The sequence below is a fragment of the Pseudomonas phytophila genome, assembly GCF_025643095.1.
Taxonomy (GTDB): Bacteria; Pseudomonadota; Gammaproteobacteria; order Pseudomonadales; family Pseudomonadaceae; genus Aquipseudomonas; species Aquipseudomonas quasicaspiana.
This window is the reverse complement of the sequence record NZ_CP081201.1, coordinates 1,992,248-2,019,202: the sequence shown is the minus strand read 5'-3', so window position 1 is coordinate 2,019,202 and position 26,955 is coordinate 1,992,248. Positions and strand designations below refer to the sequence as shown.

The window sequence follows — 26,955 nt, the reverse complement described above, 5'->3', positions numbered from 1 at the left end:
CAGCACTTCTTTCCCAAGGGATCTAGTCATGCTCCGTTTCCTGCGCTTCGCTGCCATTGTTGGCGGCCTCTGTTTGAGTGCGTCCGCTATGGCGGTCGATGTCGACCCCGCCACGTATGGCTTTCCTTTAAAGAACCCTTTTGAAGCGACCATTGCCACCACGCCTCCTGACATGCGTCCAGAGTTGCCCGCCGACGATGACATCGACCAGGACGACTACACCCTGAATCTGCGTCCGGAGCGCGAGTTCACGCTGCCAGACAATTTCTGGGCAGTGAAAAAACTACGTTACCGCCTGGCGAAGCAGGATCATGCTGCGCCGCTGATCTTCCTGATCGCAGGTACTGGCGCACCGTATAACAGCACCATCAACGAATTCCTGAAGAAGCTTTACTACGGCGCGGGTTATCACGTCGTACAGCTGTCGTCGCCAACCAGCTACGACTTCATGAGCGCTGCCTCACGTTTCGCGACACCGGGCATTTCTACCGAAGACGCCGAAGACTTGTACCGCGTAATGCAGGCGGTGCGAGCACAACAAACCGAGCTGAAAATCACCGACTTCTATCTGACGGGCTACAGCCTCGGCGCGCTGAATGCCGCGTTCGTCAGCCGTCTGGATGAGACCCGCCGCAGCTTCAACTTCAAGAAAGTCCTGCTGCTCAATCCGCCGGTCAACCTCTACACCTCGATCTCCAACCTCGACAAACTGGTGCAGACCAACGTCAAGGGCATCGATAACAGCACCACTTTCTACGAGCTGGTACTGGCCAAACTGACCCGTTACTTCCGTCAGAAAGGTTACATCGATCTCAACGACGCTCTGCTGTACGACTTCCAGCAGTCCAAGCAGCACCTGACCAATGAACAGATGGCGATGCTGATCGGCACCTCGTTCCGCTTCTCGTCGGCTGATATCGCCTTTACGTCCGACCTGATCAACCGTCGCGGTCTGATCACGCCGCCGAAGTTTCCGATCACCGAAGGCACCAGCCTGTCGCCGTTCCTGCGTCGCGCGCTGCAATGCGACTTCGATTGCTACCTGACTGAGCAAGTCATCCCGATGTGGCGCGCCCGCACCGACGGTGGCAGCCTGCTGCAACTGGTGGATCAGGTCAGCCTGTATGCACTGAAGGATTACCTGCACAGCAGCTCGAAGATCGCCGTCATGCACAACGCTGACGACGTGATCCTCGGCTCTGGCGACCTGGGCTTCCTGCGCAAGACCTTCGGCGATCGCCTGACCGTTTACCCTTACGGCGGCCATTGCGGCAACATCAATTACCGCGTCAACAGCGACGCCATGCTGGAGTTCTTCCGTGGCTAAACGTCTTTTACTCCTCGCTGCCCTGCTCTGCGCAGGAACCGTCCAGGCTGCCGACGCCGTCAACAGCAACATTGCTGAACATCCGGCCACTGTGCTTCGTCAGGACGATGCCGACGGCTTTACCCAGCCACTCAAGTCATTGCAGTTCAACCCTGGCCTGGATCAACGGGAATTCGAACGCGCCACTTTGACGGCGCTGGAAGTCTATGACCCGTTGGAGTCGTGGAACCGTCGCGTCTACCACTTCAACTACCGTTTTGACGAATGGGTATTCCTGCCGGTGGTCAATGGCTACCGCTACGTTACCCCAGGTTTCGTGCGTACCGGCGTCAGTAACTTTTTCTCCAACCTGGGTGAAATCCCCAATCTGCTGAACAGCCTGTTCCAGTTCAAAGGCCAGCGCTCGCTGGAAACGACCGGCCGCCTGCTGGTTAACACCACCATCGGAGTTGTCGGCCTCTGGGACCCGGCCACCATGATGGGGCTGCCACGCCAGAGCGAGGACTTCGGTCAGACCCTGGGTTTCTACGGCGTACCAGCCGGCCCCTACCTGGTGCTGCCGCTGCTTGGCCCCTCCAACCTGCGTGACACCGGCGGCCTGCTGTTCGACTTCACGGCCGAATCGCAGATCAACTTCCTCAACGTGGCTCAGGTCAGCAGCGATCACCCGGAGCTCCTCCTGCTTCGCGCCATTGATCGCCGCTACAGCACCAGCTTCCGCTACGGCCAGATGAACTCACCGTTCGAATACGAGAAAGTGCGTTACGTCTACACCGAAGCCCGCAAGCTGCAGATCGCCGAGTAATACAACGGCGATAAAGAAACGGCCAGCCAGAGTAATCGGGCTGGCCGTTTTTTTATGAGCGATTGGAGGTAAACCTGTGGGAGCGAATTTATTCGCGAATAGGCAGGTACATCCACCACTGTTATAGCGGCTGAAAAATAGTCTTCGCGAATAAATTCGCTCCCACGGTCATCACTTCCATCTACAAACCCGATCAATCACCCGCAAAATCCTCACCCATCAATCGATCAAACAGGCATAGCATGGTCGCTATTGATGAGGAGAACCCCATGAGCCAATTCCGTAAAGTATTGTCCATTCAAGCCGGTCAACCCGCGTCAGACGGTGCCGGTGTAAAGCTGACCCGCGTCTTCGGAGGACAGGGTGTTGAGCAGTTCGATCCGTTTCTGATGCTGGACGAGTTCGGTTCCGACAAGCCTGACGACTACATCGCAGGCTTCCCACCGCACCCGCATCGGGGTTTCGAGACAGTCACCTACATGCTTGAAGGCCGTATGCGCCATGAAGATCACATGGGCAACGTCGGCTTGCTACAGGGCGGCGGTGTGCAGTGGATGACCGCAGCACGAGGCGTTATCCACAGCGAAATGCCGGAGCAGGAAGAAGGCGCCATGCGTGGCTTCCAGCTGTGGCTGAACCTGCCGGGCAAGACAAAGCTGAGCGACGCGAGTTATCAGGATATTCAGCCGGAGAACATTCCGCGCCTGACCACCAGCAATGGTGTTGAGGTGGTGGTGATCGCCGGGCAGTTCGATGACGGCGAGATCCAGCAGGCCGGTGCTGTGCAGCGTCCAGACACCGAGCCGCAGTATTTCGACTTCCACATGCCCGCGGGCAGCAGCATCAGTCCGCGTGTTCCTGATGGGCACCGGGTGCTGCTGTACGTCTACGAAGGCAGCCTGGAAGTTGCAGGCCAGCCGCAGACAGTCAGTACCAGCCGAATGGTGCGTTTGTCCGAGGAAGGCGAATTGCAACTGAACACCGCAAACGGTGCCCGAGTGTTGTTGATCGCAGGCAAACCGCTGCGTGAGCCGATCGTGCAATACGGACCGTTTGTGATGAACACCCGGGAAGAGATAGAGCAGGCATTGCGCGATTTTCGGGATGATCGCTTGACGGCTTGATGCTGTTTTGGGCTGTCGAAAAACGACACTCTCCGTGGCAAACCCACTTGTGCAACGGGTATGCGATCAATTGTCGGAGCGAGGCTTGCCCGCGATAAGGCTGTACGCGATAGACCTGATATCCGCGGTGCTCTTATCGCGGGCAAGCCTCGCTCCCACAGGATTTATGCCATCCCAAACACTGCACCATTTCTAAAAGAGGCCAGCGCAGCCGCCGCATCTGTGTCGCCAGATAGTCAGCCCTACCGGCTAAAGCCGGTCCCACGACTCACTCAATCCGCAAAAAGCGCTTTAACTGTTCGCCCTGAACGATAGCGTCATGGCGGCCAAACTCTGAAACCATCGGGGGCAACCCCACTCCTTCGGGAGGTATGGGATCAACTGTGGGAGCGAGGCTTGCCCGCGATAAGGCTGTACGCGATAGACCTGATATCCGCGGTGCTCTTATCGCGGGCAAGCCTCGCTCCCACAGGATTTATGCCATCCCAAACACTGCACCATTTCTAAAAGAGGCCAGCGCAGCCGCCGCATCTGTGTCGCCAGATAGTCAGCCCTACCGGCTAAAGCCGGTCCCACGACTCACTCAATCCGCAAAAAGCGCTTTAACTGTTCGCCCTGAACGATAGCGTCATGGCGGCCAAACTCTGAAACCATCGGGGGCAACCCCACTCCTTCGGGAGGTATGGGATCAACTGTGGGAGCGAGGCTTGCCCGCGATAAGGCTGGACGCGATAGACCTGATATCTGCGGTGCTCTTATCGCGGGCAAGCCTCGCTCCTACAGGATTTATGCCATCCCAAATACTGCACCATGTCTAAAAGAGGCCAGTACGGCCGCCGCATCTGTGTCGCCAGATAGTCAGCCTTACCGGCTAAAGCCGGTCCCACGGCTCACTCAATCCGCAAAAAGCGCTTCAACTGTTCGCCCTGCGCCATGGCGTCATAGCGCCCCAGTTCAATCAATTCCCGGCAATAACCCGCCTCAAACAGCAGATAGCTGAGCACACTGGCACCGCTGGTTTTGGTCGCGCCCGGCCCACGCAAAAACGTGCGCAACGCTCTAGGGAGTTCATGGCGGTGACGGGCAGCGATCTGGTCGATGGGCTGGCTCGGAGCAATGATCAGGACCTCCACCGGAGCGAGACCTTTCTCGCGCACACGATGCTCGCAGGGCAGCATGTCACTGACCAGATTCATGCGCTCCAGCACTTCGATGTCGCTTTCGAGATTGTCGATGAATGTACTGTTGAGCATGTGTCCGCTGATCTGCGCCAGGGTCGGCTGCTTGCCATTCGTGACCCGCTGCACCTGCCTGTTGGCATCGGCACCCCGCGGATTGCCGCTGACACCGACTACCAGAACTCGATTGGCGCCCAGATGCAGGGCTGGGCTGATCGGTGCGGACTGTCGCACCGCGCCGTCGCCAAAGTATTCCTGATCGATTTTGACCGGCGCGAACAGCAGCGGGATCGCCGAGCTGGCAAGCAAATGATCGATGGTCAGTTGCGTCGGCACTCCGAGTCGACGATGGCGCAGCCACGGATCGATGGTGCCCTTGCCCTGATAGAACGTCATGGCATGGCCAGACTCATAACCAAACGCAGTCACTGCTACCGCCCGCAGGTGTTTGGCTGCAATTGCCGCATCAATGCCTGACAGGTCAAGCCGCTCAGTGAGCAGGTCTCGCAGCGGCGAGCTGTTGAGCAGGGCTACTGGCACTCGCGAGCCAATTCCCAGAAGGCTGTTACCGAAGAATCGCCCTGCCTGACTCATCACGCCCGGCCAGTCGCTACGCAGCACCTGATGGCTTCGAAAGCCTTGCCAGAACTCGGTCAACTGATGCACTGCCGTACGGAAGTGCAATGCGCCGCTGGCCAGCTTTACTGCATTGATCGCCCCTGCCGAGGTACCGACGATAACGGGGAACGGATTGGGCGCGCCGGGAGGCAGCAAATCGGCAATCCCCGCCAACACCCCAACCTGATAAGCCGCCCTCGCCCCACCACCAGACAGAATCAACCCGGTAACGGGTTCTACATCATTCACTGCATCCATTGCGATGACGGGTTCGAGCATTTAGCTGCGCCTCAGTTGATCACGTACGCTTTTTATAGATTTTTGGCTCGCCCGGAGGTCGGCTTTTGAATCGACGGTGCGCCCAGAGATACTGTTCCGGACACTCCGTAATGGCACTTTCTACCCATTGATTGATGCGCAGGCAATCGACTTCATCACTTTCGCCAGGAAAGTCCTGCAAAGGCGGATGAATAACCAGTCGATAACCACTGCCGTCCGCTAGCCGCTGCTGAGTAAAGGGTACGACCTGAGCGCGCCCCAGCTTGGCGAATTTGCTGGTGGCCGTCACGGTAGCGGCCTGAATGCCGAACAACGGGACGAAAACACTCTGCTTTGCACCGTAGTCCTGATCCGGCGCGTACCAGATGGCCCGGCCTGTGCGCAGCAGCTTGAGCATCCCGCGGACGTCTTCACGCTCTACCGCGAGGGAGTCCAGATTGTGACGCTCACGACCGCGACGCTGAACGAAATCGAACAGCGCGTTTTTGTGCTCGCGGTACATGCCATCAATCGTATGTTTCTGGCCCAGCAGTGCAGCGCCCACTTCAAGCGTAGTGAAATGCAGCGCCATGAGAATCACGCCCTGCCCTTGCTGCTGTGCGGCCTGCAGGTGTTCAAGGCCTTCGATGTGCGCCAGTTTGGCTAGACGCTCCTTCGACCACCACCAGCTCATGGCCATTTCGAAAAAGGCGATGCCCGTAGACGCGAAATTTTCCTTGAGCAAACGCTTGCGTTCATCGCTGGTCAGATGCGGGAAACACAGCTCCAGATTGCGCGAAGCAATGTATTTGCGATCAGCGGCAACCCGATACATCACCGCGCCCAGTAACCGCCCGATGATCAATAGCGCGCGGAATGGTAGTTGAACAACCAGCCACAATAGCCCGAGTCCCAGCCACAGCGGCCAGAAACGGGGGTGAAGAAAATAAGCTCGAAAACGCGGGCGATCCATTAAAGCGTCCATCAAAACCATGGCCGCGCATTCTACAACGGTTCGACCCCGCTTGCGGCTAGCGGGCGTTATCGTTATAAGTCTCGGCACTTTTAGCGACAAGCCGTTGTATGCCGACCATGAGCCAAAACGAATCGCAAGAACTGGAACCCGTCTTCCAACTCAAGGGCAGCATGCTCGCCATCACTGTGCTGGAGCTGGCCCGTAACAACCTTGAGGCCCTCGACCGCCAATTGGCGGCGAAAGTGGCCCAGGCACCGAATTTCTTCAGTAATACCCCGCTGGTGCTGGCCCTCGACAAACTTCCCGCCGACAGCGGCGCCGTGGATCTGCCCGGCCTGATGCGGGTGTGCCGTCAGCATGGCCTGCGCACACTGGCGATCCGCGCCAACCGTATCGAAGACATCGCTGCAGCCATCGCAATCGATTTGCCCGTATTGCCGCCTTCAGGTGCCCGCGAGCGCCCACTGGATCCGCTGGAAGGTGAAGCGGCGAAGAAAAAAGTCGAAACCCCGCCAGAGCCGACCGTCAAACCAACCCGTGTGATCACTACGCCGGTGCGCGGCGGCCAGCAGATTTATGCCCAAGGCGGCGATCTCGTGGTGATTGCCCCGGTCAGTCCCGGTGCGGAACTTCTCGCCGACGGCAACATCCATGTTTACGGTCCATTGCGCGGCCGTGCGCTGGCAGGGATAAAAGGCGACACCAAGGCGCGAATCTTCTGTCAGCAAATGGGTGCCGAGCTGATATCCATCGCCGGGCAATACAAGGTTTCCGAAGATTTACGCAGGGATCCACTCTGGGGTACGTCGGTACAGGTCAGCCTGTCAGGTGACGTGTTGAACATCATCCGGCTTTAACGGATACTGCGCCATTTTCAAAGCATCCCTGATTCGTCGCGAAAACGTAGCAAAGGCAGTAGGAAATCCGGGAGCATCCATCGTTCCTGGCAAATCGCTCCCAAGGTAGGATGCCTGGCAGCTTTCAATTTCCATCATTGTTCGACGGTCGCCGCTTCAAGGGACGCTATTCAGGACTAACTGTCCTTTTCCTCTAGGGGTGATACACCTTGGCCAAGATTCTCGTGGTTACATCCGGCAAGGGTGGTGTGGGCAAGACCACCACCAGCGCCGCCATCGGTACCGGTCTCGCACTGCGCGGCCACAAAACTGTCATCGTCGACTTCGACGTCGGCTTGCGTAACCTCGACCTGATCATGGGCTGCGAGCGTCGTGTGGTATATGACTTCGTCAACGTGGTGAACGGCGAAGCCAACCTGCAACAGGCTCTGATCAAGGATAAAAAGATCGAAGGCCTGTTCGTGCTGGCGGCCAGCCAGACCCGCGACAAAGACGCGCTGACCAAAGAAGGCGTGGAAAAAGTCCTGATGGAACTCAAGGAATCCTTCGAGTACATCGTCTGCGACTCCCCTGCTGGTATTGAAACCGGTGCTCACCTGGCGATGTACTTCGCTGACGAAGCCATCGTCGTGACCAACCCGGAAGTATCGTCGGTGCGTGACTCGGACCGTATGCTGGGCCTGCTGGCCAGCAAATCGCGTCGTGCAGAGCGCGGCGAAGACCCGATCAAGGAACACCTGCTGCTGACCCGCTATAACCCGGAGCGTGTGAGCAAGGGCGAGATGCTGGGCGTCGACGACGTCAAGGAAATCCTCGCGGTGACTCTGCTGGGCGTGATCCCGGAGTCCCAGGCAGTGCTTAAAGCTTCCAACCAGGGCGTACCGGTCATCCTCGACGATCAGAGCGATGCTGGTCAGGCCTACAGCGATGCGGTTGATCGTCTGTTGGGCAAAGAGCGCGAGCACCGTTTCCTGGACATTCAGAAGAAAGGATTTTTCGAACGCCTGTTCGGGGGTAACTGATGAACATTTTCGACTTCTTTCGTGCCAGCAAAAAAGTCAGCACCGCGTCGGTTGCGAAAGAGCGTCTACAGATCATCGTGGCGCATGAACGCGGCCAGCGTACGACTCCGGATTACCTGCCAGCCCTGCAAAAAGAGCTGGTCGAAGTGATCCGCAAGTACGTCAACATCGAGTCCAACGATGTGCAGGTTGCTCTGGAAAACCAGGGTAGCTGTTCGATTCTGGAACTCAATATCACCCTGCCAGATCGCTAGATCCGGCAGTTGCCTGCGGCGGCATCAGCACCATTCTCAAGAGTGGGGCTGATGCCGCCGTTGCGTTTAGAGGCCGTTAAATGCCGTTGTCGAACATCCGCATCATTCATCAGGACGCTGCCGTTCTGGTGATTGATAAGCCTACCCTGCTGCTTTCCGTCCCCGGCCGCGCCGAGGACAACAAGGATTGCCTGATCACCCGCCTGCAGGAAAACGGCTACCCGGAAGCCCGCATCGTCCATCGTCTGGACTGGGAAACCTCCGGGATCATTCTGCTGGCCCGCGACCCGGATACACATCGCGAGCTGTCCAGACAGTTTCATGACCGGGAAACCGAAAAAGCCTACACCGCGCTGTGCTGGGGCGAACCGACGCTGGACAGCGGCAGCATCGACCTGCCCTTGCGTTATGACCCGCCTACCAAGCCCCGGCATGTGGTGGATCACGAAGCTGGCAAGCATGCGCAGACGTTCTGGAAGGTACTGGAGCGCTGCGGTCATTACAGCCGTGTCGAACTGACGCCGATTACCGGGCGCTCGCATCAGTTGCGGGTTCATATGTTGTCGATCGGGCATCCGTTGCTGGGCGATGGTCTGTATGCACATCCGGAAGCCCTGGCGGCTTATCCGCGCCTGTGCCTGCATGCGAGCATGTTGAGCTTTACCCATCCGCAGAGCGGCGAGCGGTTGCGGTTTGAGTGTCCTGCGCCGTTTTGATTACCTGAAGCGAGCTTCATATTTGCGGCGCCTGAATCGCGAGCAAGCTCGGCTCCCACATGAGATCGAATTCTCCCTGTGGGAGCCGAGCTTGCTCGCGATAAGGTCACACTGCCTTCAATGACTTGCCAACATCGCCCCGCCAATACGGTAAACTCCCGCCATTGCTGTCTGGAGTGACTTATGCGCGATGAGCTGAACAAAGGCCTGATTGATTTCCTCAAGGCCTCTCCTACCCCTTTCCATGCAACCGCTACCCTCGTCCAACACCTTGAAGCTGCTGGCTTCCAGCGCCTGGACGAGCGCGAAACCTGGGCCACCGAAACCGGTGGCCGGTATTACGTCACCCGCAATGACTCGTCTATCGTGGCGTTCCGCATGGGTCGTCAGTCGCCTTTGACCGGCGGCATCCGCATGGTCGGCGCTCATACCGACAGCCCATGCCTACGGGTCAAGCCACAACCTGAATTGCAGCGCCAGGGCTTCTGGCAACTGGGCGTCGAAGTCTACGGCGGTGCCCTGCTAGCGCCATGGTTCGACCGTGACTTGTCCCTGGCTGGCCGCGTTACTTTCCGCCGCGATGGCAAGGTCGAAAGCCAGCTTATCGACTTCAAGCAGCCGATTGCCGTGATCCCCAACCTGGCGATCCACCTTAACCGTACTGCAAACGAAGGCTGGACGATCAACCCACAAACCGAGCTACCGCCGATTCTGGCTCAGGTAGCCGGTGATGAGCGGGCCGATTTCCGCGCCCTGCTCACCGACCAACTGGCACGCGAACATGGTCTGAATGCTGATGTGGTGCTTGATTACGAGCTGAGTTTCTACGACACGCAAAGCGCCGCAGTGGTGGGGTTGAACGCCGACTTCATCGCGGGTGCACGTCTGGACAATCTGCTGTCTTGCTACGCCGGCCTGCAAGCGCTGCTCGGCACAGACACTGATGAGACCTGCCTGCTGGTTTGCACCGATCATGAAGAAGTGGGCTCGTCGTCGACCTGTGGTGCGGACGGGCCGATGCTGGAGCAGATCATTCAGCGCCTGCTGCCGGACGGAGCAGATTACGTGCGTACGATCCAGAAATCGTTGCTGGTCTCCGCCGACAACGCTCACGGCATTCACCCCAACTACGCCGAGAAACACGACGCCAACCACGGCCCGAAACTCAATGCAGGCCCGGTGATCAAGGTCAACAGCAACCAGCGCTACGCCACCAACAGCGAAACCGCAGGGTTCTTCCGCCATCTGTGCATGGCTGAAGAAGTACCGGTGCAGAGCTTCGTGGTGCGCAGCGACATGGCCTGCGGTTCAACCATCGGCCCGATCACCGCCAGCCACCTGGGCGTGCGCACCGTGGACATCGGCTTGCCGACGTTTGCCATGCACTCGATCCGGGAATTGGCGGGCAGTCAGGACCTGGCGCATCTGGTTAAGGTGTTGACTGCGTTTTATGCGAGTCATGAGTTGCCATAATTAAATACCGGGGCAGGCACGAGTTCTGTGCCTGCTTACCAAGGCCTGCCTTATATCAACGCGATAACGTCCAAACCCGCCTGGACTGAATCCATCAGTCTCTGAAAGTGGGACGTCATGGGCGCCTTTTTCTCGACTCTGCTACCGATTCTCGCGGGTATGCTGCTGTTATGCATTGGTTACAGCTACCAAGAGCGCAACAGCGGCGTGTTCATGATCTGGCTGGGGATGATCGGGATTCTGGGCACTGTCGTTTTCAAGATTCTGGAGAAGCTGAGTTGAGAGGACGAACTCTGAGGAATATCCCACCGAAACCAAGACCTGCTGGGGCGGTCCCGATGTCCGTGATCCCTCGTTAACTCGCGGCAAACAGCGACCTGTTGGAGCGAGGCTTGCCCGCGAAGAGCAACAACGCGGTGTGTCTGCGATACCGCGCCTTCTGTTTCGCGGGCAAGCCTCGCTCCAACAAAAAATCGATTTGATCAGGTAAGAATGCGTCGCTAGTGAGCTGCTACAGGTCCGGTTGAATGAGATTTACTATTTGGCAATCCCTCAAATATCCCGCACCACCGCACTCACGTGTATCGCGTCATGTCGCCAATACTCCAGATCACAGTCAATCAAGCGCTCGTTCTGATCGAAGTTGACTCTCGCGATACGCAATCCAGGGCTGCCCAGTGAAACCTTGAGCGCCGCAGAGGCTTCGGCGTGCAAGGCGGTGGGAACCATTTCGAAGCGAACCTGACCGTAACGCAACTCATAGCGGCTGGCGTACAGCTCGGTCAGTGACTGATTGAGGTCGTAATCGAGGATGCCGGGGAAGTATTCGGGATTAAGGTAATGCTCAACGTACAACACCAGACGCCGATCAATGCGTCGCGCACGGCAAATCTGGATCACGCTGGACAGCGCAGGCAATTGAAGCATTTCGCAGATCTTCGCCGAGGCCGGTTGCAGACGCGCAGAGATAACCTGAGTGTCAGCGACTCGCCCCTGAGCACTGACCATTGCGTGAAAGTGGCTACGGCGCATCAAGTCGTATGCCAAGCGTGGCGGTGAAATAAACCACCCGCGCCGTTCCTCTCTATAGATAAGCCCCAACGCTTCGAGCTGTACCAATGCCTCACGCAAGGTGATGCGCGTGGTATCGAACACCTCACTCAATTTACGCTCGGCAGGCAACTTGCTGCCAGGCGGCAAAAGACCATGCTCGATCTGCTCTTGCAGGGCATTACAGATCGTTGTGACCGCACGGGGCACTTCTTCGCGCATCAGGCTTCCTTTCTGGACTAGACCAGCGCCAAAACAGCGCGCTGTTTATTCTCGTTGCACACGATGGTGCATGGAAACAGCCTACGGAGTGTAGATGACTGCTCCATGACAACGCCCATCACAAACCATGCCAGCCTCACGTAAAAAACCGCTGAAGGCCTTTCAGATCAAGGCTTGCATCTTGGTCTACGCTTACCCCGCGCAACGCTGACTGACCGCGCGCCAAGCGACCAATGCGCGTCGCCAACATAAAAATGTCATCGAAAAAGCTTAACTTGGCTCAGGTATTGCTGACCTAGACCAACCAACCCGCAACGATCACTTCTAAAAAGATCTTTCAGAAGTGCACAAGGAGCTTCGAATGAAACACCTTTTGCTGGCATCACTCCTCGGTTCCGCTATCGCTCTCAGCACGTCCGTCATGGCGGCAGACGCTGACCTGAAAACCCTTGAAGCAGCCGCGAAGGTTGAAGGCGCAGTCAACAGTGTTGGCATGCCGGACGACTGGGCGAACTGGAAAGACACCTGGACTGACTTGCAGACCAAATACGGCCTCAAGCACATGGACACGGACATGAGCTCGGCCCAGGAAATCGCCAAGTTCGACGCGGAAAAAGACAACGCCAGCGCTGACATCGGTGACGTCGGCGCGGCCTTCGGCCCTATCGCTGCGGCTAAAGGCGTGACCCAACCGTACAAGCCAAGCACCTGGGATCAGGTCCCGGACTGGGCCAAAGACAAAGACGGTCACTGGGCACTGGCCTACACCGGCACCATCGCTTTTGTAGTCAACAAAAAACTGCTGCACGGTTCTGAAGTACCCACCAAGTGGGCTGACCTGAAGAACGGCAAGTACAAGGTTACCGTGGGTGACGTGAGCACCGCAGCCCAGGCCGCCAATGGCGTTCTGGCCGCTGCGATTGCCATGAAAGGCGACGAAAGCAATATCGCGCCAGGCCTGCAATTGTTCACTGAACTGGCCAAGCAGAAGCGTCTGGCCCTCAACAACCCGAACATCCAGAGCATGGAAAAAGGCGAAGTTGAAGTGGGCATCGTCTGGGACTTCAACGGCCTGAGCTACAAGGCCAAGATGACCAACCCGGATGACTACGTGGTGCTGATCCCGTCCGATGGTTCGGTGATTTCCGGCTACACCACCATCATCAACAAATACGCGAAAAACCCTAACGCCGCCAAACTGGCTCGAGAGTACATCTTCAGTGATGCCGGTCAGATCAACCTGGCCAAGGGCAACGCACGCCCGATCCGTGCTGAGCACATCAAACTGCCAGCAGACGTTCAGGCCAAACTGCTGCCGAACGAACAGTACAAAGGCGTGACGCCGATCAAAAACGCAGCAGCATGGGAGAAGACGTCCAAGGCACTGCCACAGATGTGGAACGAGCAAGTCATCGTCGAAATGAACTGATGCACCAAAGGCCTCAAGGATGAGGCCATTTTTTTATCTTTACGCCCAAGTATCAGCCTGTGACACACCCTGCCGGAGCGATTGGCTCATGAAACACAATGTCATCCTCATCGTGCTCGACGGCCTTAACTACGAAGTGGCCCGACACGCGATGGGCCATCTGCAGGCTTACGCCAACGCAGGTCGAGCTTCGCTTTACAAGCTGGAATGCGAATTGCCGGCACTCTCGCGCCCGCTGTACGAATGCATCCTGACGGGCGTACCACCGATTGAAAGCGGCATCGTCCACAACCAGGTTTCCCGGTTATCGAACCAACGCAGCATGTTCCACTACGCCACCGATGCCGGGCTCAGTACCGCCGCGGCGGCCTATCACTGGGTCAGTGAACTGTACAATCGCACGCCGTTCGATGCCGCCCGTGATCGCCACACGGATGACGTGAAATTACCGATTCAGCACGGACACTTTTATTACGCTGACCATTACCCCGATTCGCACCTGTTTGCCGACGCAGAGAGTCTGCGCGTCAGGCACACGCCGAATCTGCTGTTGATTCACCCCATGAACATCGACGACGCCGGGCACAAACACGGCCTCGACAGCCCGCAATACCGCAACAGCGCACGCAGCGTTGACATCATCATCGCGGATTACCTGCAAGGCTGGCTCGACGCCGGTTATCAGGTATTGATCACCGCCGATCACGGCATGAACAACGACCGCTCCCACAACGGCCTGCTGCCCGAAGAACGCGAAGTCCCACTGTTCGTGCTGGGCGATGCGTTCAACCTGAACCCTGAGGCGACGCCAAGGCAAACCGAGTTGTGCGGCACTGTCTGCGAACTGCTCGGTGTGCCCCACGACAAACCGTTATGCCGGGAGATTCTCAAGTGAGCACCCAAAATCGCGGTAAATGGCTCGGGCTTCTCTGCCTGCTGCCGTTTGCACTGTTCTTCTTCGTGTTTCAGATCGCGCCGCTCGGCTGGGTAGCGATCAACAGCCTGCATTCCGAAGCAGGCTGGGGCCTCGAAAACTTCATCAAGGCCTTCGACTCGCGGTTCTACCGTCAGGCCATGCAGTTCAGCCTGGAGATCAGCTTCTGGTCCAGCCTGTTCGGCATCATCATTGCGGTGCTGGGCAGTTACTCGCTGCGCAATGTGGACTCTCGCCTGCGGGACTTCGTCAATTCGTTCGCCAACATGACCAGCAACTTCTCCGGCGTCCCTCTGGCCTTTGCGTTCATCATTCTGCTGGGCTTCAACGGCGCTGTAACCTTGATGCTCAAGCAGGCGGGGATCATCGAAGACTTCAACCTGTATTCGAAAACCGGGCTGATCATCCTCTACACCTACTTCCAGATCCCCCTTGGCGTGTTGCTGCTTTACCCGGCCTTCGACGCGTTGCGTCAGGACTGGCGTGATTCGGCGTCGTTGCTCGGCGCCAGCAGCTTTCAATTCTGGCGTTACATCGGTTTGCCGGTACTGACTCCCGCCCTGCTCGGCACCTTCGTGATTTTGCTGGCCAACGCGCTGGGCGCTTACGCCACGGTGTACGCCTTGACTACCGGCAACTTCAACGTGCTGCCGATCCGCATTGCAGCCATGGTCGCAGGCGATATCAGTCTTGATCCGAACATGGCCAGCGCTTTGGCAATGATTCTGGTCGGCCTGATGACACTGGTCACCGTCGTTCATCAGTGGTTGCTGAAGAGGAGCTACCATGTCTCGCGCTGAAAGAGGCCCGGCACGGTTTTATCACCGGGCGGTCGTTTATCTATTGTTCTTCATCCTGCTGCTGCCGCTGGCCGGTACGCTGCTGTACTCGCTGGCCACCAGTTGGTCGGCAAGCATTCTGCCCAGTGGCCTGACCTTCAAATGGTACGTCGCGCTGTGGAGCGACCCGCGCTTCCTCGCTGCGTTTGGTCAATCGCTGCTGGTCTGTGTGGGCGCGCTGATTCTCTCGGTGGTGCTGATCCTGCCGCTGCTGTTCGTGGTGCATTACCACTTCCCGCGGCTTGATGCGCTGATGAACATCCTGATCCTGCTGCCCTTCGCGGTGCCCCCGGTTGCATCGTCCGTGGGCCTGCTGCAGTTATATGGTTCCGGGCCGTTCGCGATGGTCGGTACGCCCTGGATTCTGATCGGCTGCTACTTCACCGTTGCCCTGCCGTTCATGTACCGGGCGATCAGTAACAACCTGCAAGCGATCAATCTGACCGACCTGATGGACGCGGCGCAGTTACTCGGTGCCAATACCTGGCAAGCAGCGTTTCTGGTGGTACTGCCCAACCTGCGCAAAGGTTTGATGGTCGCCCTGCTGCTGTCGTTTTCCTTCCTGTTCGGCGAGTTCGTGTTCGCCAACCTGCTGGTCGGCACACGCTACGAAACCTTACAGGTGTACCTGAACAACATGCGTAACAGCAGCGGTCACTTCAACAGTGCGCTGGTGATTTCCTACTTCCTCTTCGTGTTGCTGCTGACCCTGGCCGCCAATCGTTTGAATAAGGACAAAGACTGATATGAGTTTTGTCAGCGTCGAAAACCTGCAGAAAAATTACGGCAGCACAGCGGTGTTCAGTGACATCAACTGCACCATCGAGCGCGGTGAGTTCGTCACCCTGCTCGGCCCGTCCGGTTGTGGCAAGTCAACTTTGCTGCGCTGCATTGCGGGGCTGACCTCGGTCAACAGCGGGCGCATTCTGCTGGACGGTGTCGATCTGGTCCCAGTCACCCCACAGAAGCGCAACATCGGCATGGTGTTCCAGAGCTACGCGCTGTTCCCAAACATGACTGTGGAGCAGAACGTCGCCTTCGGCCTGCGTATGCAGAAGGTCAATGCCGACGACACCCACAAGCGGGTTGCCGAGGTGTTGAAGCTGGTTGAACTGACCGATTTCGCCAGCCGCTATCCGCATCAGATGTCCGGCGGCCAGTGCCAACGCGTGGCCCTCGCCCGCTCGCTGGTGACTCGCCCGCGTCTGTTGCTGCTGGATGAACCGTTGTCGGCGCTGGATGCACGGATTCGCAAGCACTTGCGCGAGCAGATTCGCGCCATTCAGCGTGAGCTGGGCCTGACCACAATCTTCGTGACCCACGATCAGGAAGAAGCGCTGACCATGTCCGATCGCATCTTCCTGATGAATCAGGGTCGTATCGTGCAGAGCGGCGATGCCGAAACCCTTTACACTGCCCCGGTGGATGTTTTCGCCGCAGGCTTCATTGGCAACTACAACCTGCTCGAAGCCGAAGACGCCAGCCGGTTGATGCAACGGCCGATCAACAGCCGCATCGCGATTCGTCCGGAGTCCATTCAACTGAGCCTGACCGGCGAACTTGAAGGGCAAATCCGCAGCCACAGCCTGTTGGGCAACGTGATCCGCTATCGGGTCGAGGCCCGCGGTGTGGAGTTGGTGGTGGACGTGCTCAATCGCTCGGCAGAGGATTTGCTCGCTGACGGGACGCGAGTGACGTTGAGGATTGATGCCTCGGCACTCTGCGAGGTGGCTTAGCAGCTACACCGCTCATATCAAACAAAACATAACAATCTGATTTGAAATGAGGTCTCTGTAGGAGTGAGCTTGCTCGCGATAGCGTCAGTTCAGGCAATATGTTCTCCAATTAACGAACCAAATCGCGAGCAAGCTCACTCCTACAGGTCCCCGTTTGCTGCGCAACAGCGCGGTGTCAGGGATACCAAGAGATCTTCTACGGAATAACCTGCACTTACTGAGGACAGCTTTAAATGGCTTTAGCAATTTTTGACCTGGATGAAACCCTGATCGCCGGTGACTGCGCCAGCCTGTGGAGCGAGCAGATGGCCAGGCTTGGCTGGGTTGACTCAGCCTCATTCATCAAACGCGACCACGAATTGATGCAGGCCTATAGCGAAGGCAAACTGGCGATGGAGGACTACATGGCCTTCAGCCTGGAGCCGATGCTGGGCCGTACCCCGGAAGAAGTGGATCATCTGGTCGGACCGTGGGTCGAGGATTACATCGAGCCGATTATTTTCAGTGACGCGACCAAGTGCATCGCCGAACACCGCGCTGCAGGTGACCGAATTCTGGTGATCTCAGCGTCCGGGGTTCATCTGGTGAAACCGATCGCGGAACGCATCGGCATTGATGAAGTGCTGGCCATTGAACTGGATGTGGCGCACGGCGTTTACAACGGCAAGACCGTGGGCACCCTGACCTACCGCGAAGGCAAGATTACCCGCCTCATGGAATGGCTGGACGCAGAAGGTGAAAACCTTGAAGGTGCGAGCTTCTACTCTGATTCACGCAATGATCTGCCGCTGCTGCTCAAGGTGGATCACCCGCATGTGGTGAATCCGGACCCGACCTTGCTGGAGCATGCGCAGAAAGCCGGTTGGCCGGTGCATAGCTGGAAGTAGCGCCTTTCACTGACGACCTCGCGGATAAATCCGGCCCTACGGATTCAATCGAATCCGGTAGGAGCGAACTTGTTCGCGAAGCGTCGGTTCAGACACAAAAGTGTTTGCTGACACACCGCCTCGCCAACAAGTTGGCTCCTACCGGTTCTGTGCACTGGCTTTAAACCAGGCTCTCGTCAATCACCAGCACCAGCTTGCCATTGACCTTGTTGCCTGCCAGCTCGGCATAAGCCGCTTCAGCGTCGTTGATCGGATAGCTGCGGGCCAGTTGGGGCTTGAGGCGGCCTTCGGTGAACAGTGGCCAGACGTGCTGCCCGAGATCATGCAAAAGATCAGCCTTGAATGTGTCGTCACGGCTGCGCAACGTCGAACCCAGTAACTGGATGCGTTTACCCAGAACCTGTGCCATGTCCAGTTGTGCCTCGCGGCCACCCATCAAACCGATCAGCACCCAGCGACCATCGACACCGAGCAGTTTGACGTTAAGCTCGGCATAGTTCGCGCCCACCGGATCAAGGATCACGTTGAACGGCGCGAAATCCTTGAGGCTGTCCAGGCTTTCATTGCGCACGACGCCGCCCTGCGCGCCCAACTCGATGCAGTACTCCAGACGATCTGCCGACCCCACGCTGACCCAGACAGGGTTGCCAAACGCCTTGCAAAGCTGAATACCAGCTGAACCAACTCCACTTGCCCCTGCATGTAACAACACTTTCTCGCCGGGTTTGAGACCCGCGAGCTGAAACAGGTTAAGCCATGCGGTGGCGTAGACTTCCGGAATGGCGGCGGCCTCGGCCAGTGACAAGCCTTCAGGAACCGGCAGGACATGCCGCCCATCAACCACCGCTTCTTCGGCCATCGCCCCGCCAGCCAGCAGCGCACAGACTCTGTCGCCCACTTGCCAGGACGCGCCGGGACCGACTTCGGCGATCACGCCAGAACACTCCATTCCGAGAATTTCACTCGCCCCGGGAGGCGGCGGATAGAGCCCCGCACGCTGTAATAAATCGGCCCGATTCAAACCTGCAGCGGCAACTTTGATACGAACTTGCCCCACATCCAGAGCCGGACTTGGCTCATCGACCCATTCCACACGACCTTCAACGCCTTGCAATGCCTTCACAGTGCCTCCATAGTGAGTCTGGACTGAGCCCGAAGCTGAAACAGCACGGGCTTTCTTGCATTATGCGACCGGATCCGACGGAACCGGCGACTTCCAAAGACGGCCTAATATGCGTTATCAATTGTCCCCGCGTCGAATCAGCATGAAGCATTTCTTACCAAGTACCGCCCTCGCGCTGGTTGTGGGTCTCAGCATTTTGCCGATGTCCGCCAGCTCCTTCGCCGCCAGCAGCTGGGATAACCTCCAGCCTGATCGCGACGAAGTGATTGCCAGTCTCAACGTGGTTGAGCTGCTCAAACGGCACCATTACAGCAAGCCGCCACTGGACGATAAACGTTCGGTCATCATCTATGAAAGCTACCTGAAGCTTCTGGACCCGGCGCGCAGCTATTTTCTCGCCAGCGATATCGCAGAATTCGACAAGTGGCGTACCCAGTTCGACGACTTCCTGAAAAGCGGCGATCTGAATCCTGGCTTCACCATCTACAAGCGCTATCTGGATCGCATCAAGTCGCGTCTCGATTTCGCCCTGGCTGAATTGAACAAAGGCGTCGACAAGCTTGATTTCACTGCCAAGGAAAGCTTGCTGGTGGATCGCAAGGACGCCGCCTGGCCGAAGAACGAAGCCGAGCTGGATGATCTGTGGCGCAAACGTGTCAAAGATGAAGTCCTGCGTCTGAAGATTGCCGGTAAAGACCCGGCGAAGATTCAGGAAACGCTGACCAAGCGTTACAAGAATCAACTGGCACGTCTGGGCCAGACACGTGCTGAAGATATCTTCCAGGCATACATCAACACCTTCGCCATGTCTTACGATCCGCACACCAACTACCTGTCTCCGGACAGCGCGGAAAACTTTGACATCAACATGAGCCTGTCGCTGGAAGGCATTGGCGCCGTGTTGCAGAGCGACAACGACAACGTGAAGATCGTCCGTCTGGTACCGGCCGGCCCTGCCGCCAAAACCAAGCAAGTCGCACCGGCCGACAAGATCGTCGCCGTCGCTCAGGGCGACAAAGAGATGGTCGACGTAATCGGCTGGCGTCTGGATGAAGTCGTCAAACTGATTCGTGGTCCGAAGGGCTCTGTTGTGCGCCTGGAAGTGATTCCGGCCAGCAATGCGCCGAATGACCAGACCAGCAAAATCGTTGCTATCACTCGCGAAGCGGTGAAGCTGGAAGAACAGGCTGCGAAGAAATCGATCCTTCACCTGAAACAGGACGGCCGCGACTACAAGCTCGGCGTGATCGACATTCCGGCTTTCTATCTGGACTTCAAGGCGTATCGCGCTGGCGACCCACAGTACAAGAGCACCACCCGCGACGTGAAGAAACTGCTGACCGAACTGCAGGCCGAAAAGGTCGACGGTGTGGTGCTGGATCTGCGTAACAACGGTGGCGGCTCGCTGCAGGAAGCGACCGAACTGACCAGCCTGTTCATCGACAAAGGCCCGACCGTTCTGGTGCGTAATGCCGACGGCAAGGTCGATGTACTTGAAGACGAAGACACCGGCGCCTTCTACAAAGGCCCGATGGCACTGTTGGTCAACCGCCTGTCAGCCTCGGCTTCGGAGATTTTCGCCGGCGCCATGCAGGACTACCACCGCGCGCTGATCATCGGTGGCCAGACCTTCGGTAAAGGCACCGTGCAGACCATTCAGCCGCTCAATCACGGTGAGCTGAAACTGACCCTGGCCAAGTTCTACCGGGTTTCCGGGCAGAGCACCCAGCATCAGGGCGTCGTGCCGGATATCACCTATCCGTCGATCATCGACACCAAGGAAATCGGCGAGAGTGCGCTGCCTGAGGCAATGCCATGGGACAGCATCAAACCGGCGATCAAACCGGCTGTTGACCCGTTCAAGCCGTTCCTGGCCCAGCTTCAGTCGCGACATGAGACCCGTTCGGCCAAAGATGCGGAGTTTGTGTTCATCGAAAATCGTCTGGCCCTGGCCAAGCAATTGATGAATGAGAAAACGGTCAGCCTCAACGAAGCCGACCGCCGTGCCGAGCACGCCTCCATCGAAGGCAAGCAACTGGCACTGGAAAACGCCCGTCGCAAAGCCAAAGGTGAAGAGCCGCTGAAAGAGCTGAAGAAAGAAGACGAAGATGCGTTGCCAGTAGAAGATGAGAACGCCAAGCCGGAGGACGACGCGTATCTGTCCGAAACCGGTCGTATCCTGATCGACTATCTGGGCTTGAGTGCTTCGGTTGCCAAGAAGTAGACAGCCCGGTGATATAGGGCATGCAGTGTGGGAGCGAATTCATTCGCGAATTGGCAGAGCAGGCAAACCATCATTGCTTTGCAGGACGCTTTCTCGAATGAATTCGCTCCCACGGGAAGTCACGGTTCGAAATGGCTATTTGATGGCAATCGTCATCAAACAGTCATGAAGCTGTCGTGAAATAGGGGGCTCAAGCGTACCGTCGCTTGGCCCCCTTTTTCTTGCCTCGAGATTGCCATGACCATGACAGAACAGCTGAGCGCACTGAGCTCGATTCTCGCTCATAGCGATCTGCACAGCCTGTTCCAGCCAATCGTGTCGCTGACCGAACGACGAATTCTGGGTTATGAAGCCCTGACGCGCGGCCCTTCCAACAGCGCCCTGCACTCCCCTGTCAACCTGTTCGCAGTCGCCCGCCATGCCGGACGCCTGAGCGAGCTGGAAATGGCCTGTCGCGAAAGTGCCTGCCGTCGTTTCAGCGAACAGCGACTTGAAGGCAAGCTGTTTCTCAATATCTCCCCGGAATCCCTGCTGGAGTCCTCACACCCACCCGGCCGCACGCTGGAGTTGCTGCAACGCTACGGCATTGCGCCCAACAAGGTGGTGATCGAGCTGACCGAGCAAACCCCCACGGAAGATTTCGAGCTGCTGTATACCGCTCTGCATCACTACCGGGACATGGGGTTTTCCATCGCCATGGACGATCTCGGGGCTGGGTATTCCAGCCTGCGCCTATGGTCAGAGTTGCGCCCCGAGTACGTGAAGATCGACCGTCACTTCATCGACGGCATTCATCAGGATGCGGTCAAGCGTGAATTCGTCGGCTCCATGCTGCAAATGGCCAAGGCCTCACGCGCTTCGGTCATCGCAGAAGGTATCGAGCTGCCGGAAGAACTCGCGGTATTGAGCGAAATGGGTGTAGATCTGGTCCAGGGCTATCTGCTGTGCCGTCCGCAGGAACAACCTCCCCGCGACACCCGCAAGCTGCTGCCAAAACTGGACGCTGTGGCGATGCCCACGTTGAACGACGAAGGCAGCGACCTGAGCGCCTTGCTCAATGAGCAACCGGCCGTCGAGCAAAGCACTCCGACCGCTTCGGTGCTCGAAGCCTTTCGCAAGCAGGCGGCCTTGAACTCCATGGCCGTACTGGATGACCAGGGTCGACCGTGTGGCATCGTGCACCGGCATTCGCTGTCCGAAGTGTTGCTCAAACCCTTCGGCACCGAGCTGTTCGCGCGCAAGCCGATCAGCCGTTTGATGAGCGATGACTTCCTCGCGGTTGAACTGAACCAGTCACTGCAAAAAGTCAGTCGTTTATTGACCAGCCGCGCCCGACAGCGCATCGAGGAGGACTTCATCATCACCCTGAACGGCAGCTATCTGGGGCTTGGCCGGGTGATCGATGTGCTCAAGCTGATTACCGAGCTGAAGATCCAGCAGGCCCGTTATGCCAATCCGCTGACACTTCTGCCAGGCAACGTCCCGATCCAGCAATGCCTGACTCGCCTACTGCAGCAAGGGCGCGAGTCGATGATTTGCTACGTGGACATCGACAGCTTCAAACCTTTCAACGATATCTACGGTTACGGGCGTGGTGATGAGGTATTGCTGTGCCTGGCGCAGTGCCTGAATGATCGCATCGACCCTAGCCAGGACTTCGTGGGCCACATCGGCGGCGACGACTTCCTGATGGTCCTGGGCTCCGAGGACTGGCGCAAGCGCCTGAATTTGCTGCTGGAAGACTTTCAGAATCAGTGCCGCCGCTTCTATCGCGCCGAGCACCTGGAAGCGGGATGCTTCATTGCCTCCAATCGCCAGGGCCAGCGCCAGGAGTTTCCTCTGCTGTCGCTGTCCATCGGCGTGATTCATTTACACAGCGAATCCTGCAACGAACTCGATGCAAGCCAACTGGCCGAGCTGGCTTCAGAGGCCAAGCATCACGCCAAAGACATTGTCGGGGCAAGCGTGCATGTGATTGATACGCGGGAATTGGGCTTGGCTCAAGTGGGCTGATGGGCTGCGCAAAATGCCCTGCGGAGGCGGTGCTTACATGGACCTACGCTCTCCAGTGGGACCGAATTTATTCGGGAAGGCGACACTCCAGGCGATACACAGGCTGCGGATGTTCCGGCCTCTTCGCGAATGAATTCGCTCCCACAAGAACTGTATTTTCAGGCCAATACAGAATTCCCCACAGATGGATCTCATTCCAGCGTGGCAAATCCAGATCGCTACTCGGGATAACTGAACTCAAACACCCGAACCACTTCCGAAGCATGCCACGACGCGGCAGCAACGCCATCCGAAGGCCCTGAAAAACGCCCCAGACGCTCAACGCACTCAAAGAAACCGGTACGCGGCAACCGGCTCGCGCCCTGGCTGATCACCAGCGAACTGCGCAACGGCTGCTCGGCCTTGGCGTCGATAGCCGCGAGGTGTTCCAGCGCAGCGGTCAGGGTCTGCATGGCCGGGCTTGGCAACTGCAAACGCTCCAGCAATGCACGATAGGTCAACAGATGACGCTGGCGGCGCGCTTGATCAAGCTCGGCCAGCAACCCGTCCCAATGCTGACGGCTGATGCGCACACTCATTGCTCACCTCGCCAGCCCGTCAAACCCATTTCCCACGCCAGGCTGCGAAGAATCGCGGCGTCAGGTATACGCTCGCCACGTTCGATCATTTCCAGATACGACGGGCTGATGCCGACGGTTCTCGCCAATTGCGCGACTTCAAGCCCTTTGGCGGCACGTAACACCGCTAACTGATCAAGACCCGGCAGTTCGGCAACCTCGCCAACAGAAACGGCCGGGGCGGGATTTGGCTGAGCCTGCGAGTGACCGGAAATACCGGCGGCCTTGAGCAACGCTTGATACTGAGCCCACGGCAGAACAGCGTACTCCGGCTCACCATCGCGAGAAATAACCTGCAAATCCATACAACCCCCATGTAGGACAACTACACACATCGAGTAGGTTTATTCCCATGGCCGCAGTTTAACAGCGGTCATAGGCGACTTGCCCACCCCGAATGTGCCCCCCAGCATCTGATCGGGTTGAGAGGACTGATCGGTCAATCCTTGGCTTTTTCCTGTTCAAGCAAAGCAGCAGTGGCAGGCAGACGCTCGACCACAATCAGCTTCTCCGGTGATTGACGTGCACGCCACTCGCGGAACGCATTCAACTCGCCATCAAGACTTTTCATGATCCAGGCCAGAACGGCAATGTCATCGAACATGCCCAGCCCGGGGATCCAGTCAGGTATCGCATCAAGCGGGCTCAGGAAGTACATCAGCCCTGCCACGATGGACAGGAGCGCTTTGGGGCTGATAGATCGATACTCGCCGCGCCAGTACGCCAGACACAGAGCCTGCAGCAGACGCAGGTCATCTTTTATCTTGCCAAGGCGACTGCCTTCAGCAGAGCCCTTGCGTGCAACGGCGAATAGCAAGGCCGGCAAGCGTCCGGCAGCGATCAATCGTCGCGCCATAGGTAGATATCGAAGCAAATTCCACGGTGCTTTCATGTCCACTCCCGTTGAACGACGTTTGTCGCCGATAAACACCGTCCCTACAAAAGTCGGTGCCTGATACTCAAAAAGGTTATCCACACATCTTGTGGATAACCTTGTGAACAGAGGCGTTTTTTCTGGCCACAACCCTTGTTTTACGGGGTCCGGAGTCAAATCGGGCGTTTTTTAGTCACATAAAAAAAGCTATAAAAATCGTTGACTTAAGCCTGCCCAGAAGTTACCCACAGCCACTGTCACAAAAATGTTGGATCGTCAGACAAAGCACTCGGCTTCTACAGCCCGTTCATCTTACTCGGACTGCGCTCATCCGAATCCGTTCGACCAGAAACGACAACGCCCCGTCGAAACGGGGCGTTGTGGTCAAACCGGTGCGTCGCTTACTTGGAAGCGGGAGCCGCCGGCTCTTCTTCGGCGTCAGGTGCACCTGCAGCAGCAGGGTCCTTGATGCCCAGCAGTTCCAGATCGAAAACCAGAACCGAGTTGGCAGGGATTGTCGGGCTTGGGCTCTGTGCGCCGTAGGCCAGATCGCTCGGGATGTAGAGCTTGATCTTCTCGCCAACGTGCATCAGTTGCAGACCTTCGACCCAACCCGGGATCACGCCGCTAACCGGCAGATCAATCGGGCTGCCACGCTCAACAGAGCTGTCGAAAACCTTGCCATCAGTCAGCTTGCCTTCGTAGTGAACAGTCACTACGTCAGTTGGCTTAGGCTGAGGGCCATCGGCTTTCTTGACGATTTCGTACTGCAGGCCAGAAGCGGTAGTTACTACACCTGCCTTCTTGCCGTTTTCTTCGAGGAATTTCTTGCCGGCTGCTGCCGACTCTTCACTCATTTTGGCCATCCGCTCTTCGGCACGCTTTTGCAGCGCTGCGAAGGCTTCAACCAATTCTTCGTCCTTCAGTTTCTGGTCTTTCTTGCCGACGGCATCTTCGATACCGAGGGCTACTGCTTTGGAGTCAAGGTCATCCATGCCTTCCTGAGCCAGGCTCTTGCCCATGTTCAGACCAATGCCGTAAGACGCTTTTTGTGCCGGGGTTTTCAGCTCAACAGTGCTGGCTTGCTTATCACAACCTGCGAGTACCAGACCGACCAGGGCAATCGCCGCTGCCAACCGATGCTGTTTCATTCTGATTCCTTGTTCATGCGCCAATAGGGCAAACGAGTAAAGCCGCGAGCTTATCAGGGTGCCGCGATCAATGGCTACCGGCATGAGAGGCAGAAAATGCAGATAAGTTCAGGTATCCAAAGGTTTTCTTGGCAAGAGCGTGGGATGTTCAGTTGGGGTTCAGGTCTGGGCGGCAATCTGGCTGGCAGAGGCCTCACGTTCGGATAGTGCATTTTGGTGTACAGATCCGTTTTGGGGTAACGGCTTAATATTGGTTGCGCTTCTTCAGCGCCTCACTTTTGATGGAGCCGGAAGCCGGCCCAGCCAAAAGTAAGCAAAACGCCCTTGCCCCACCACTGGGTGCCTCATTGTCGCTCGGCATACCCGACTCCCATTTTCAACATTGATTCTCATTAGCATTAAAACCTATACTCCTCCCCCCGCGATTCAATCGGTCTCAGGGTGACTTAATGTTCGATCTGGAAAACGTCAGCCTCAACGTCACCGAGCGCACTCTGCTCCAACCCCTCAGCATGCAACTGCCCCATGGCCAGATGATCGGCCTGATCGGTCACAACGGCTCGGGCAAATCGACCCTGCTCAAACTGTTGGCCCGTCAGCTGCAACCGTCCTCAGGAACGATCAGCCTGGACGGCAAGCCGCTGAGCAGCTGGAACAGTCGCGATTTCGCCCGTCAGGTCGCTTACCTGCCCCAACAATTGCCGCAGACCGACAGCTTGAATGTCCGCGAACTGGTCGCTTTTGGGCGTTACCCCTGGCATGGGGCGCTGGGTCGCGTGACGCGCGAAGACAACATGCACATTGATCGCGCGCTGGAATTGACCGACACCGACACCTTTGCCGAACGGATGGTCGACCAGTTGTCCGGTGGCGAGCGCCAACGGGTCTGGCTGGCCATGTTGCTGTCGCAAAACAGCCGTTTCCTGCTGCTCGACGAGCCAACGTCTGCACTGGACATCGCCCATCAGGTGGAAGTGCTCGGCAGGGTCAAGACCCTTAGCCGCGAACTCAACCTTGGGGTGCTGGTGGTCTTGCATGACGTCAATATGGCAGCTCGTTATTGCGACCATCTGCTGGCACTGCACGGTGGACGTTTGCTGGCCCAGGGCAGTCCAGGCCAACTGATGCGCAGTGAAATCCTGCAAGACATTTATGGCATTGCGATGGGCGTGCTGCCCAACCCTGTCGACGGCTCACCGATCAGCTACCCAATCTGACCGATTGAGGTGACTGATTGACGTGAACAAC

The 26,955-nt window shown here is 57.4% G+C and carries 26 protein-coding genes; 18 read left to right on the top strand and 8 right to left on the bottom strand.

The annotated features are described in order from the left end of the window. Nucleotides 1-28: 28 nt before the first annotated feature. The 3 genes from K3169_RS08975 (at nt 29) to K3169_RS08965 (ending at nt 3,256) form a co-directional block, all read left to right on the top strand. Nucleotides 29-1,327 carry a serine/threonine protein kinase gene (locus K3169_RS08975; protein ID WP_027898475.1) on the top strand — a complete coding sequence of 433 codons (1,299 nt, stop codon included), beginning with the start codon at nt 29-31 and terminating at the stop codon, nt 1,325-1,327. Next, nucleotides 1,320-2,132 (top strand): VacJ family lipoprotein, encoded by an 813-nt coding sequence (locus tag K3169_RS08970; protein WP_027898474.1) that lies wholly within the window; start codon nt 1,320-1,322, stop codon nt 2,130-2,132. The genes K3169_RS08975 and K3169_RS08970 overlap by 8 nt, the downstream gene beginning before the upstream one ends. A 269-nt stretch (nt 2,133-2,401) precedes the next feature. After that, nucleotides 2,402-3,256 (top strand): pirin family protein, encoded by an 855-nt coding sequence (locus K3169_RS08965; RefSeq protein ID WP_231675702.1) that lies wholly within the window; start codon nt 2,402-2,404, stop codon nt 3,254-3,256. A gap of 890 nt (nt 3,257-4,146) precedes the next feature. Here K3169_RS08965 and K3169_RS08960 read toward each other — a convergent pair. Continuing rightward, nucleotides 4,147-5,331: a patatin-like phospholipase family protein gene (locus K3169_RS08960; RefSeq protein ID WP_122396390.1), complete on the bottom strand. Its 1,185-nt coding sequence runs from the start codon at nt 5,329-5,331 to the stop codon at nt 4,147-4,149. A gap of 19 nt (nt 5,332-5,350) precedes the next feature. After that, the gene (locus tag K3169_RS08955) at nt 5,351-6,283 is read right to left on the bottom strand and encodes a lipid A biosynthesis lauroyl acyltransferase (RefSeq protein ID WP_263271075.1); all 933 of its coding nucleotides are present in this window, start codon (nt 6,281-6,283) and stop codon (nt 5,351-5,353) included. Nucleotides 6,284-6,402: 119 nt separating this feature from the next. Here K3169_RS08955 and minC point away from each other — a divergent pair, with 119 nt between their 5' ends. The 6 genes from minC to K3169_RS08925 all read left to right on the top strand — a co-directional run bounded on the left by minC (nt 6,403) and on the right by K3169_RS08925 (nt 10,890). Next, nucleotides 6,403-7,143: a septum site-determining protein MinC gene (gene minC / locus K3169_RS08950; RefSeq protein ID WP_099269849.1), complete on the top strand. Its 741-nt coding sequence runs from the start codon at nt 6,403-6,405 to the stop codon at nt 7,141-7,143. A 209-nt stretch (nt 7,144-7,352) separates the two neighbouring features. Further along, nucleotides 7,353-8,165, top strand: a complete 813-nt coding sequence (gene minD, locus K3169_RS08945) for a septum site-determining protein MinD (protein WP_027898644.1) — start codon at nt 7,353-7,355, stop codon at nt 8,163-8,165. Beyond that, nucleotides 8,165-8,419: a cell division topological specificity factor MinE gene (minE, locus tag K3169_RS08940; RefSeq protein ID WP_027898645.1), complete on the top strand. Its 255-nt coding sequence runs from the start codon at nt 8,165-8,167 to the stop codon at nt 8,417-8,419. Before minD ends, minE begins: the two co-directional genes overlap by 1 nt. An 80-nt stretch (nt 8,420-8,499) precedes the next feature. After that, nucleotides 8,500-9,135 carry an RluA family pseudouridine synthase gene (locus K3169_RS08935; RefSeq protein ID WP_027898646.1) on the top strand — a complete coding sequence of 212 codons (636 nt, stop codon included), beginning with the start codon at nt 8,500-8,502 and terminating at the stop codon, nt 9,133-9,135. Nucleotides 9,136-9,318: 183 nt separating this feature from the next. Next, on the top strand, nt 9,319-10,608 hold the full coding sequence (locus tag K3169_RS08930) for a M18 family aminopeptidase (protein WP_231675168.1): 1,290 nt from the start codon (nt 9,319-9,321) through the stop codon (nt 10,606-10,608). 117 nt (nt 10,609-10,725) lie between these two features. Next, complete coding sequence (locus K3169_RS08925; protein WP_164706249.1) at nt 10,726-10,890, top strand: hypothetical protein; 165 nt, start codon at nt 10,726-10,728, stop codon at nt 10,888-10,890. Nucleotides 10,891-11,160: 270 nt separating this feature from the next. On the opposite strand, the gene K3169_RS08920 is transcribed toward K3169_RS08925, so the two are convergent. Then, a complete protein-coding gene (locus K3169_RS08920) occupies nt 11,161-11,880 on the bottom strand; it encodes a UTRA domain-containing protein (protein ID WP_263271072.1) in 720 nt (239 codons plus the stop codon). Between the two features lie 361 nt (nt 11,881-12,241). Here K3169_RS08920 and K3169_RS08915 point away from each other — a divergent pair, with 361 nt between their 5' ends. The 6 genes from K3169_RS08915 (at nt 12,242) to K3169_RS08890 (ending at nt 17,705) form a co-directional block, all read left to right on the top strand. Further along, nucleotides 12,242-13,309 carry an ABC transporter substrate-binding protein gene (locus K3169_RS08915; RefSeq protein WP_263271070.1) on the top strand — a complete coding sequence of 356 codons (1,068 nt, stop codon included), beginning with the start codon at nt 12,242-12,244 and terminating at the stop codon, nt 13,307-13,309. 88 nt (nt 13,310-13,397) lie between these two features. Further along, complete coding sequence (locus K3169_RS08910) at nt 13,398-14,204, top strand: alkaline phosphatase family protein (protein ID WP_122708408.1); 807 nt, start codon at nt 13,398-13,400, stop codon at nt 14,202-14,204. Next, nucleotides 14,201-15,043, top strand: a complete 843-nt coding sequence (locus tag K3169_RS08905; RefSeq protein WP_027899626.1) for an ABC transporter permease — start codon at nt 14,201-14,203, stop codon at nt 15,041-15,043. Before K3169_RS08910 ends, K3169_RS08905 begins: the two co-directional genes overlap by 4 nt. After that, nucleotides 15,030-15,827, top strand: coding sequence for an ABC transporter permease (locus K3169_RS08900; protein WP_263271067.1), 798 nt, complete (start codon nt 15,030-15,032; stop codon nt 15,825-15,827). Before K3169_RS08905 ends, K3169_RS08900 begins: the two co-directional genes overlap by 14 nt. Nucleotide 15,828: 1 nt before the next feature. Beyond that, complete coding sequence (locus K3169_RS08895; protein WP_099269565.1) at nt 15,829-16,818, top strand: ABC transporter ATP-binding protein; 990 nt, start codon at nt 15,829-15,831, stop codon at nt 16,816-16,818. A gap of 233 nt (nt 16,819-17,051) precedes the next feature. After that, complete coding sequence (locus tag K3169_RS08890; protein ID WP_027899629.1) at nt 17,052-17,705, top strand: HAD family hydrolase; 654 nt, start codon at nt 17,052-17,054, stop codon at nt 17,703-17,705. 160 nt (nt 17,706-17,865) lie between these two features. Here K3169_RS08890 and K3169_RS08885 read toward each other — a convergent pair whose 3' ends face one another. Continuing rightward, nucleotides 17,866-18,828: an NAD(P)H-quinone oxidoreductase gene (locus K3169_RS08885; RefSeq protein WP_263271063.1), complete on the bottom strand. Its 963-nt coding sequence runs from the start codon at nt 18,826-18,828 to the stop codon at nt 17,866-17,868. Nucleotides 18,829-18,970: 142 nt separating this feature from the next. On the opposite strand from K3169_RS08885, the gene K3169_RS08880 reads away from it, so the two are divergent. Together K3169_RS08880 and K3169_RS08875 are read left to right on the top strand one after the other, a co-directional pair. Further along, nucleotides 18,971-21,052 (top strand): carboxy terminal-processing peptidase, encoded by a 2,082-nt coding sequence (locus K3169_RS08880; protein ID WP_231675164.1) that lies wholly within the window; start codon nt 18,971-18,973, stop codon nt 21,050-21,052. A gap of 237 nt (nt 21,053-21,289) precedes the next feature. Beyond that, nucleotides 21,290-23,065, top strand: a complete 1,776-nt coding sequence (locus tag K3169_RS08875) for a bifunctional diguanylate cyclase/phosphodiesterase (RefSeq protein ID WP_263271061.1) — start codon at nt 21,290-21,292, stop codon at nt 23,063-23,065. 218 nt (nt 23,066-23,283) lie between these two features. Here the strand turns inward: K3169_RS08875 and K3169_RS08870 are convergent, their stop codons facing one another. The 4 genes from K3169_RS08870 to K3169_RS08855 form a co-directional block, all read right to left on the bottom strand. After that, nucleotides 23,284-23,643, bottom strand: a complete 360-nt coding sequence (locus K3169_RS08870) for a hypothetical protein (protein ID WP_027899633.1) — start codon at nt 23,641-23,643, stop codon at nt 23,284-23,286. Then, complete coding sequence (locus tag K3169_RS08865) at nt 23,640-23,987, bottom strand: helix-turn-helix domain-containing protein (RefSeq protein WP_099269563.1); 348 nt, start codon at nt 23,985-23,987, stop codon at nt 23,640-23,642. Before K3169_RS08865 ends, K3169_RS08870 begins: the two co-directional genes overlap by 4 nt. Before the next feature lie 134 nt (nt 23,988-24,121). Next, entirely contained in the window at nt 24,122-24,574 is a 453-nt protein-coding gene (locus K3169_RS08860) for a YkvA family protein (RefSeq protein ID WP_027899635.1), read from the bottom strand. A gap of 383 nt (nt 24,575-24,957) precedes the next feature. After that, a complete protein-coding gene (locus tag K3169_RS08855) occupies nt 24,958-25,707 on the bottom strand; it encodes an FKBP-type peptidyl-prolyl cis-trans isomerase (protein ID WP_087265420.1) in 750 nt (249 codons plus the stop codon). Nucleotides 25,708-26,156: 449 nt separating this feature from the next. On the opposite strand from K3169_RS08855, the gene K3169_RS08850 reads away from it, so the two are divergent. Then, entirely contained in the window at nt 26,157-26,924 is a 768-nt protein-coding gene (locus K3169_RS08850) for an ATP-binding cassette domain-containing protein (protein ID WP_099269562.1), read from the top strand. Nucleotides 26,925-26,955: the final 31 nt, after the last annotated feature.

Excerpts from the sequence above, each read along its gene's own strand:
- K3169_RS08875 (WP_263271061.1), top strand. The coding sequence starts at position 21,290 with ATGACCATGACAGAACAGCTGAGCGCACTGAGCTCGATTCTCGCTCAT.
- K3169_RS08855 (WP_087265420.1), bottom strand. The coding sequence starts at position 25,707 with ATGAAACAGCATCGGTTGGCAGCGGCGATTGCCCTGGTCGGTCTGGTA.
- K3169_RS08860 (WP_027899635.1), bottom strand. The coding sequence starts at position 24,574 with ATGAAAGCACCGTGGAATTTGCTTCGATATCTACCTATGGCGCGACGA.
- K3169_RS08960 (WP_122396390.1), bottom strand. The coding sequence starts at position 5,331 with ATGCTCGAACCCGTCATCGCAATGGATGCAGTGAATGATGTAGAACCC.
- K3169_RS08975 (WP_027898475.1), top strand. The coding sequence starts at position 29 with ATGCTCCGTTTCCTGCGCTTCGCTGCCATTGTTGGCGGCCTCTGTTTG.
- K3169_RS08965 (WP_231675702.1), top strand. The coding sequence starts at position 2,402 with ATGAGCCAATTCCGTAAAGTATTGTCCATTCAAGCCGGTCAACCCGCG.
- K3169_RS08865 (WP_099269563.1), bottom strand. The coding sequence starts at position 23,987 with ATGGATTTGCAGGTTATTTCTCGCGATGGTGAGCCGGAGTACGCTGTT.
- K3169_RS08870 (WP_027899633.1), bottom strand. The coding sequence starts at position 23,643 with ATGAGTGTGCGCATCAGCCGTCAGCATTGGGACGGGTTGCTGGCCGAG.
- K3169_RS08910 (WP_122708408.1), top strand. The coding sequence starts at position 13,398 with ATGAAACACAATGTCATCCTCATCGTGCTCGACGGCCTTAACTACGAA.
- K3169_RS08915 (WP_263271070.1), top strand. The coding sequence starts at position 12,242 with ATGAAACACCTTTTGCTGGCATCACTCCTCGGTTCCGCTATCGCTCTC.
- K3169_RS08880 (WP_231675164.1), top strand. The coding sequence starts at position 18,971 with ATGAAGCATTTCTTACCAAGTACCGCCCTCGCGCTGGTTGTGGGTCTC.
- K3169_RS08930 (WP_231675168.1), top strand. The coding sequence starts at position 9,319 with ATGCGCGATGAGCTGAACAAAGGCCTGATTGATTTCCTCAAGGCCTCT.
- K3169_RS08850 (WP_099269562.1), top strand. The coding sequence starts at position 26,157 with ATGTTCGATCTGGAAAACGTCAGCCTCAACGTCACCGAGCGCACTCTG.
- K3169_RS08890 (WP_027899629.1), top strand. The coding sequence starts at position 17,052 with ATGGCTTTAGCAATTTTTGACCTGGATGAAACCCTGATCGCCGGTGAC.
- K3169_RS08895 (WP_099269565.1), top strand. The coding sequence starts at position 15,829 with ATGAGTTTTGTCAGCGTCGAAAACCTGCAGAAAAATTACGGCAGCACA.
- K3169_RS08955 (WP_263271075.1), bottom strand. The coding sequence starts at position 6,283 with ATGGATCGCCCGCGTTTTCGAGCTTATTTTCTTCACCCCCGTTTCTGG.
- K3169_RS08900 (WP_263271067.1), top strand. The coding sequence starts at position 15,030 with ATGTCTCGCGCTGAAAGAGGCCCGGCACGGTTTTATCACCGGGCGGTC.
- K3169_RS08925 (WP_164706249.1), top strand. The coding sequence starts at position 10,726 with ATGGGCGCCTTTTTCTCGACTCTGCTACCGATTCTCGCGGGTATGCTG.
- minE (WP_027898645.1), top strand. The coding sequence starts at position 8,165 with ATGAACATTTTCGACTTCTTTCGTGCCAGCAAAAAAGTCAGCACCGCG.
- K3169_RS08935 (WP_027898646.1), top strand. The coding sequence starts at position 8,500 with ATGCCGTTGTCGAACATCCGCATCATTCATCAGGACGCTGCCGTTCTG.
- minC (WP_099269849.1), top strand. The coding sequence starts at position 6,403 with ATGAGCCAAAACGAATCGCAAGAACTGGAACCCGTCTTCCAACTCAAG.
- K3169_RS08920 (WP_263271072.1), bottom strand. The coding sequence starts at position 11,880 with ATGCGCGAAGAAGTGCCCCGTGCGGTCACAACGATCTGTAATGCCCTG.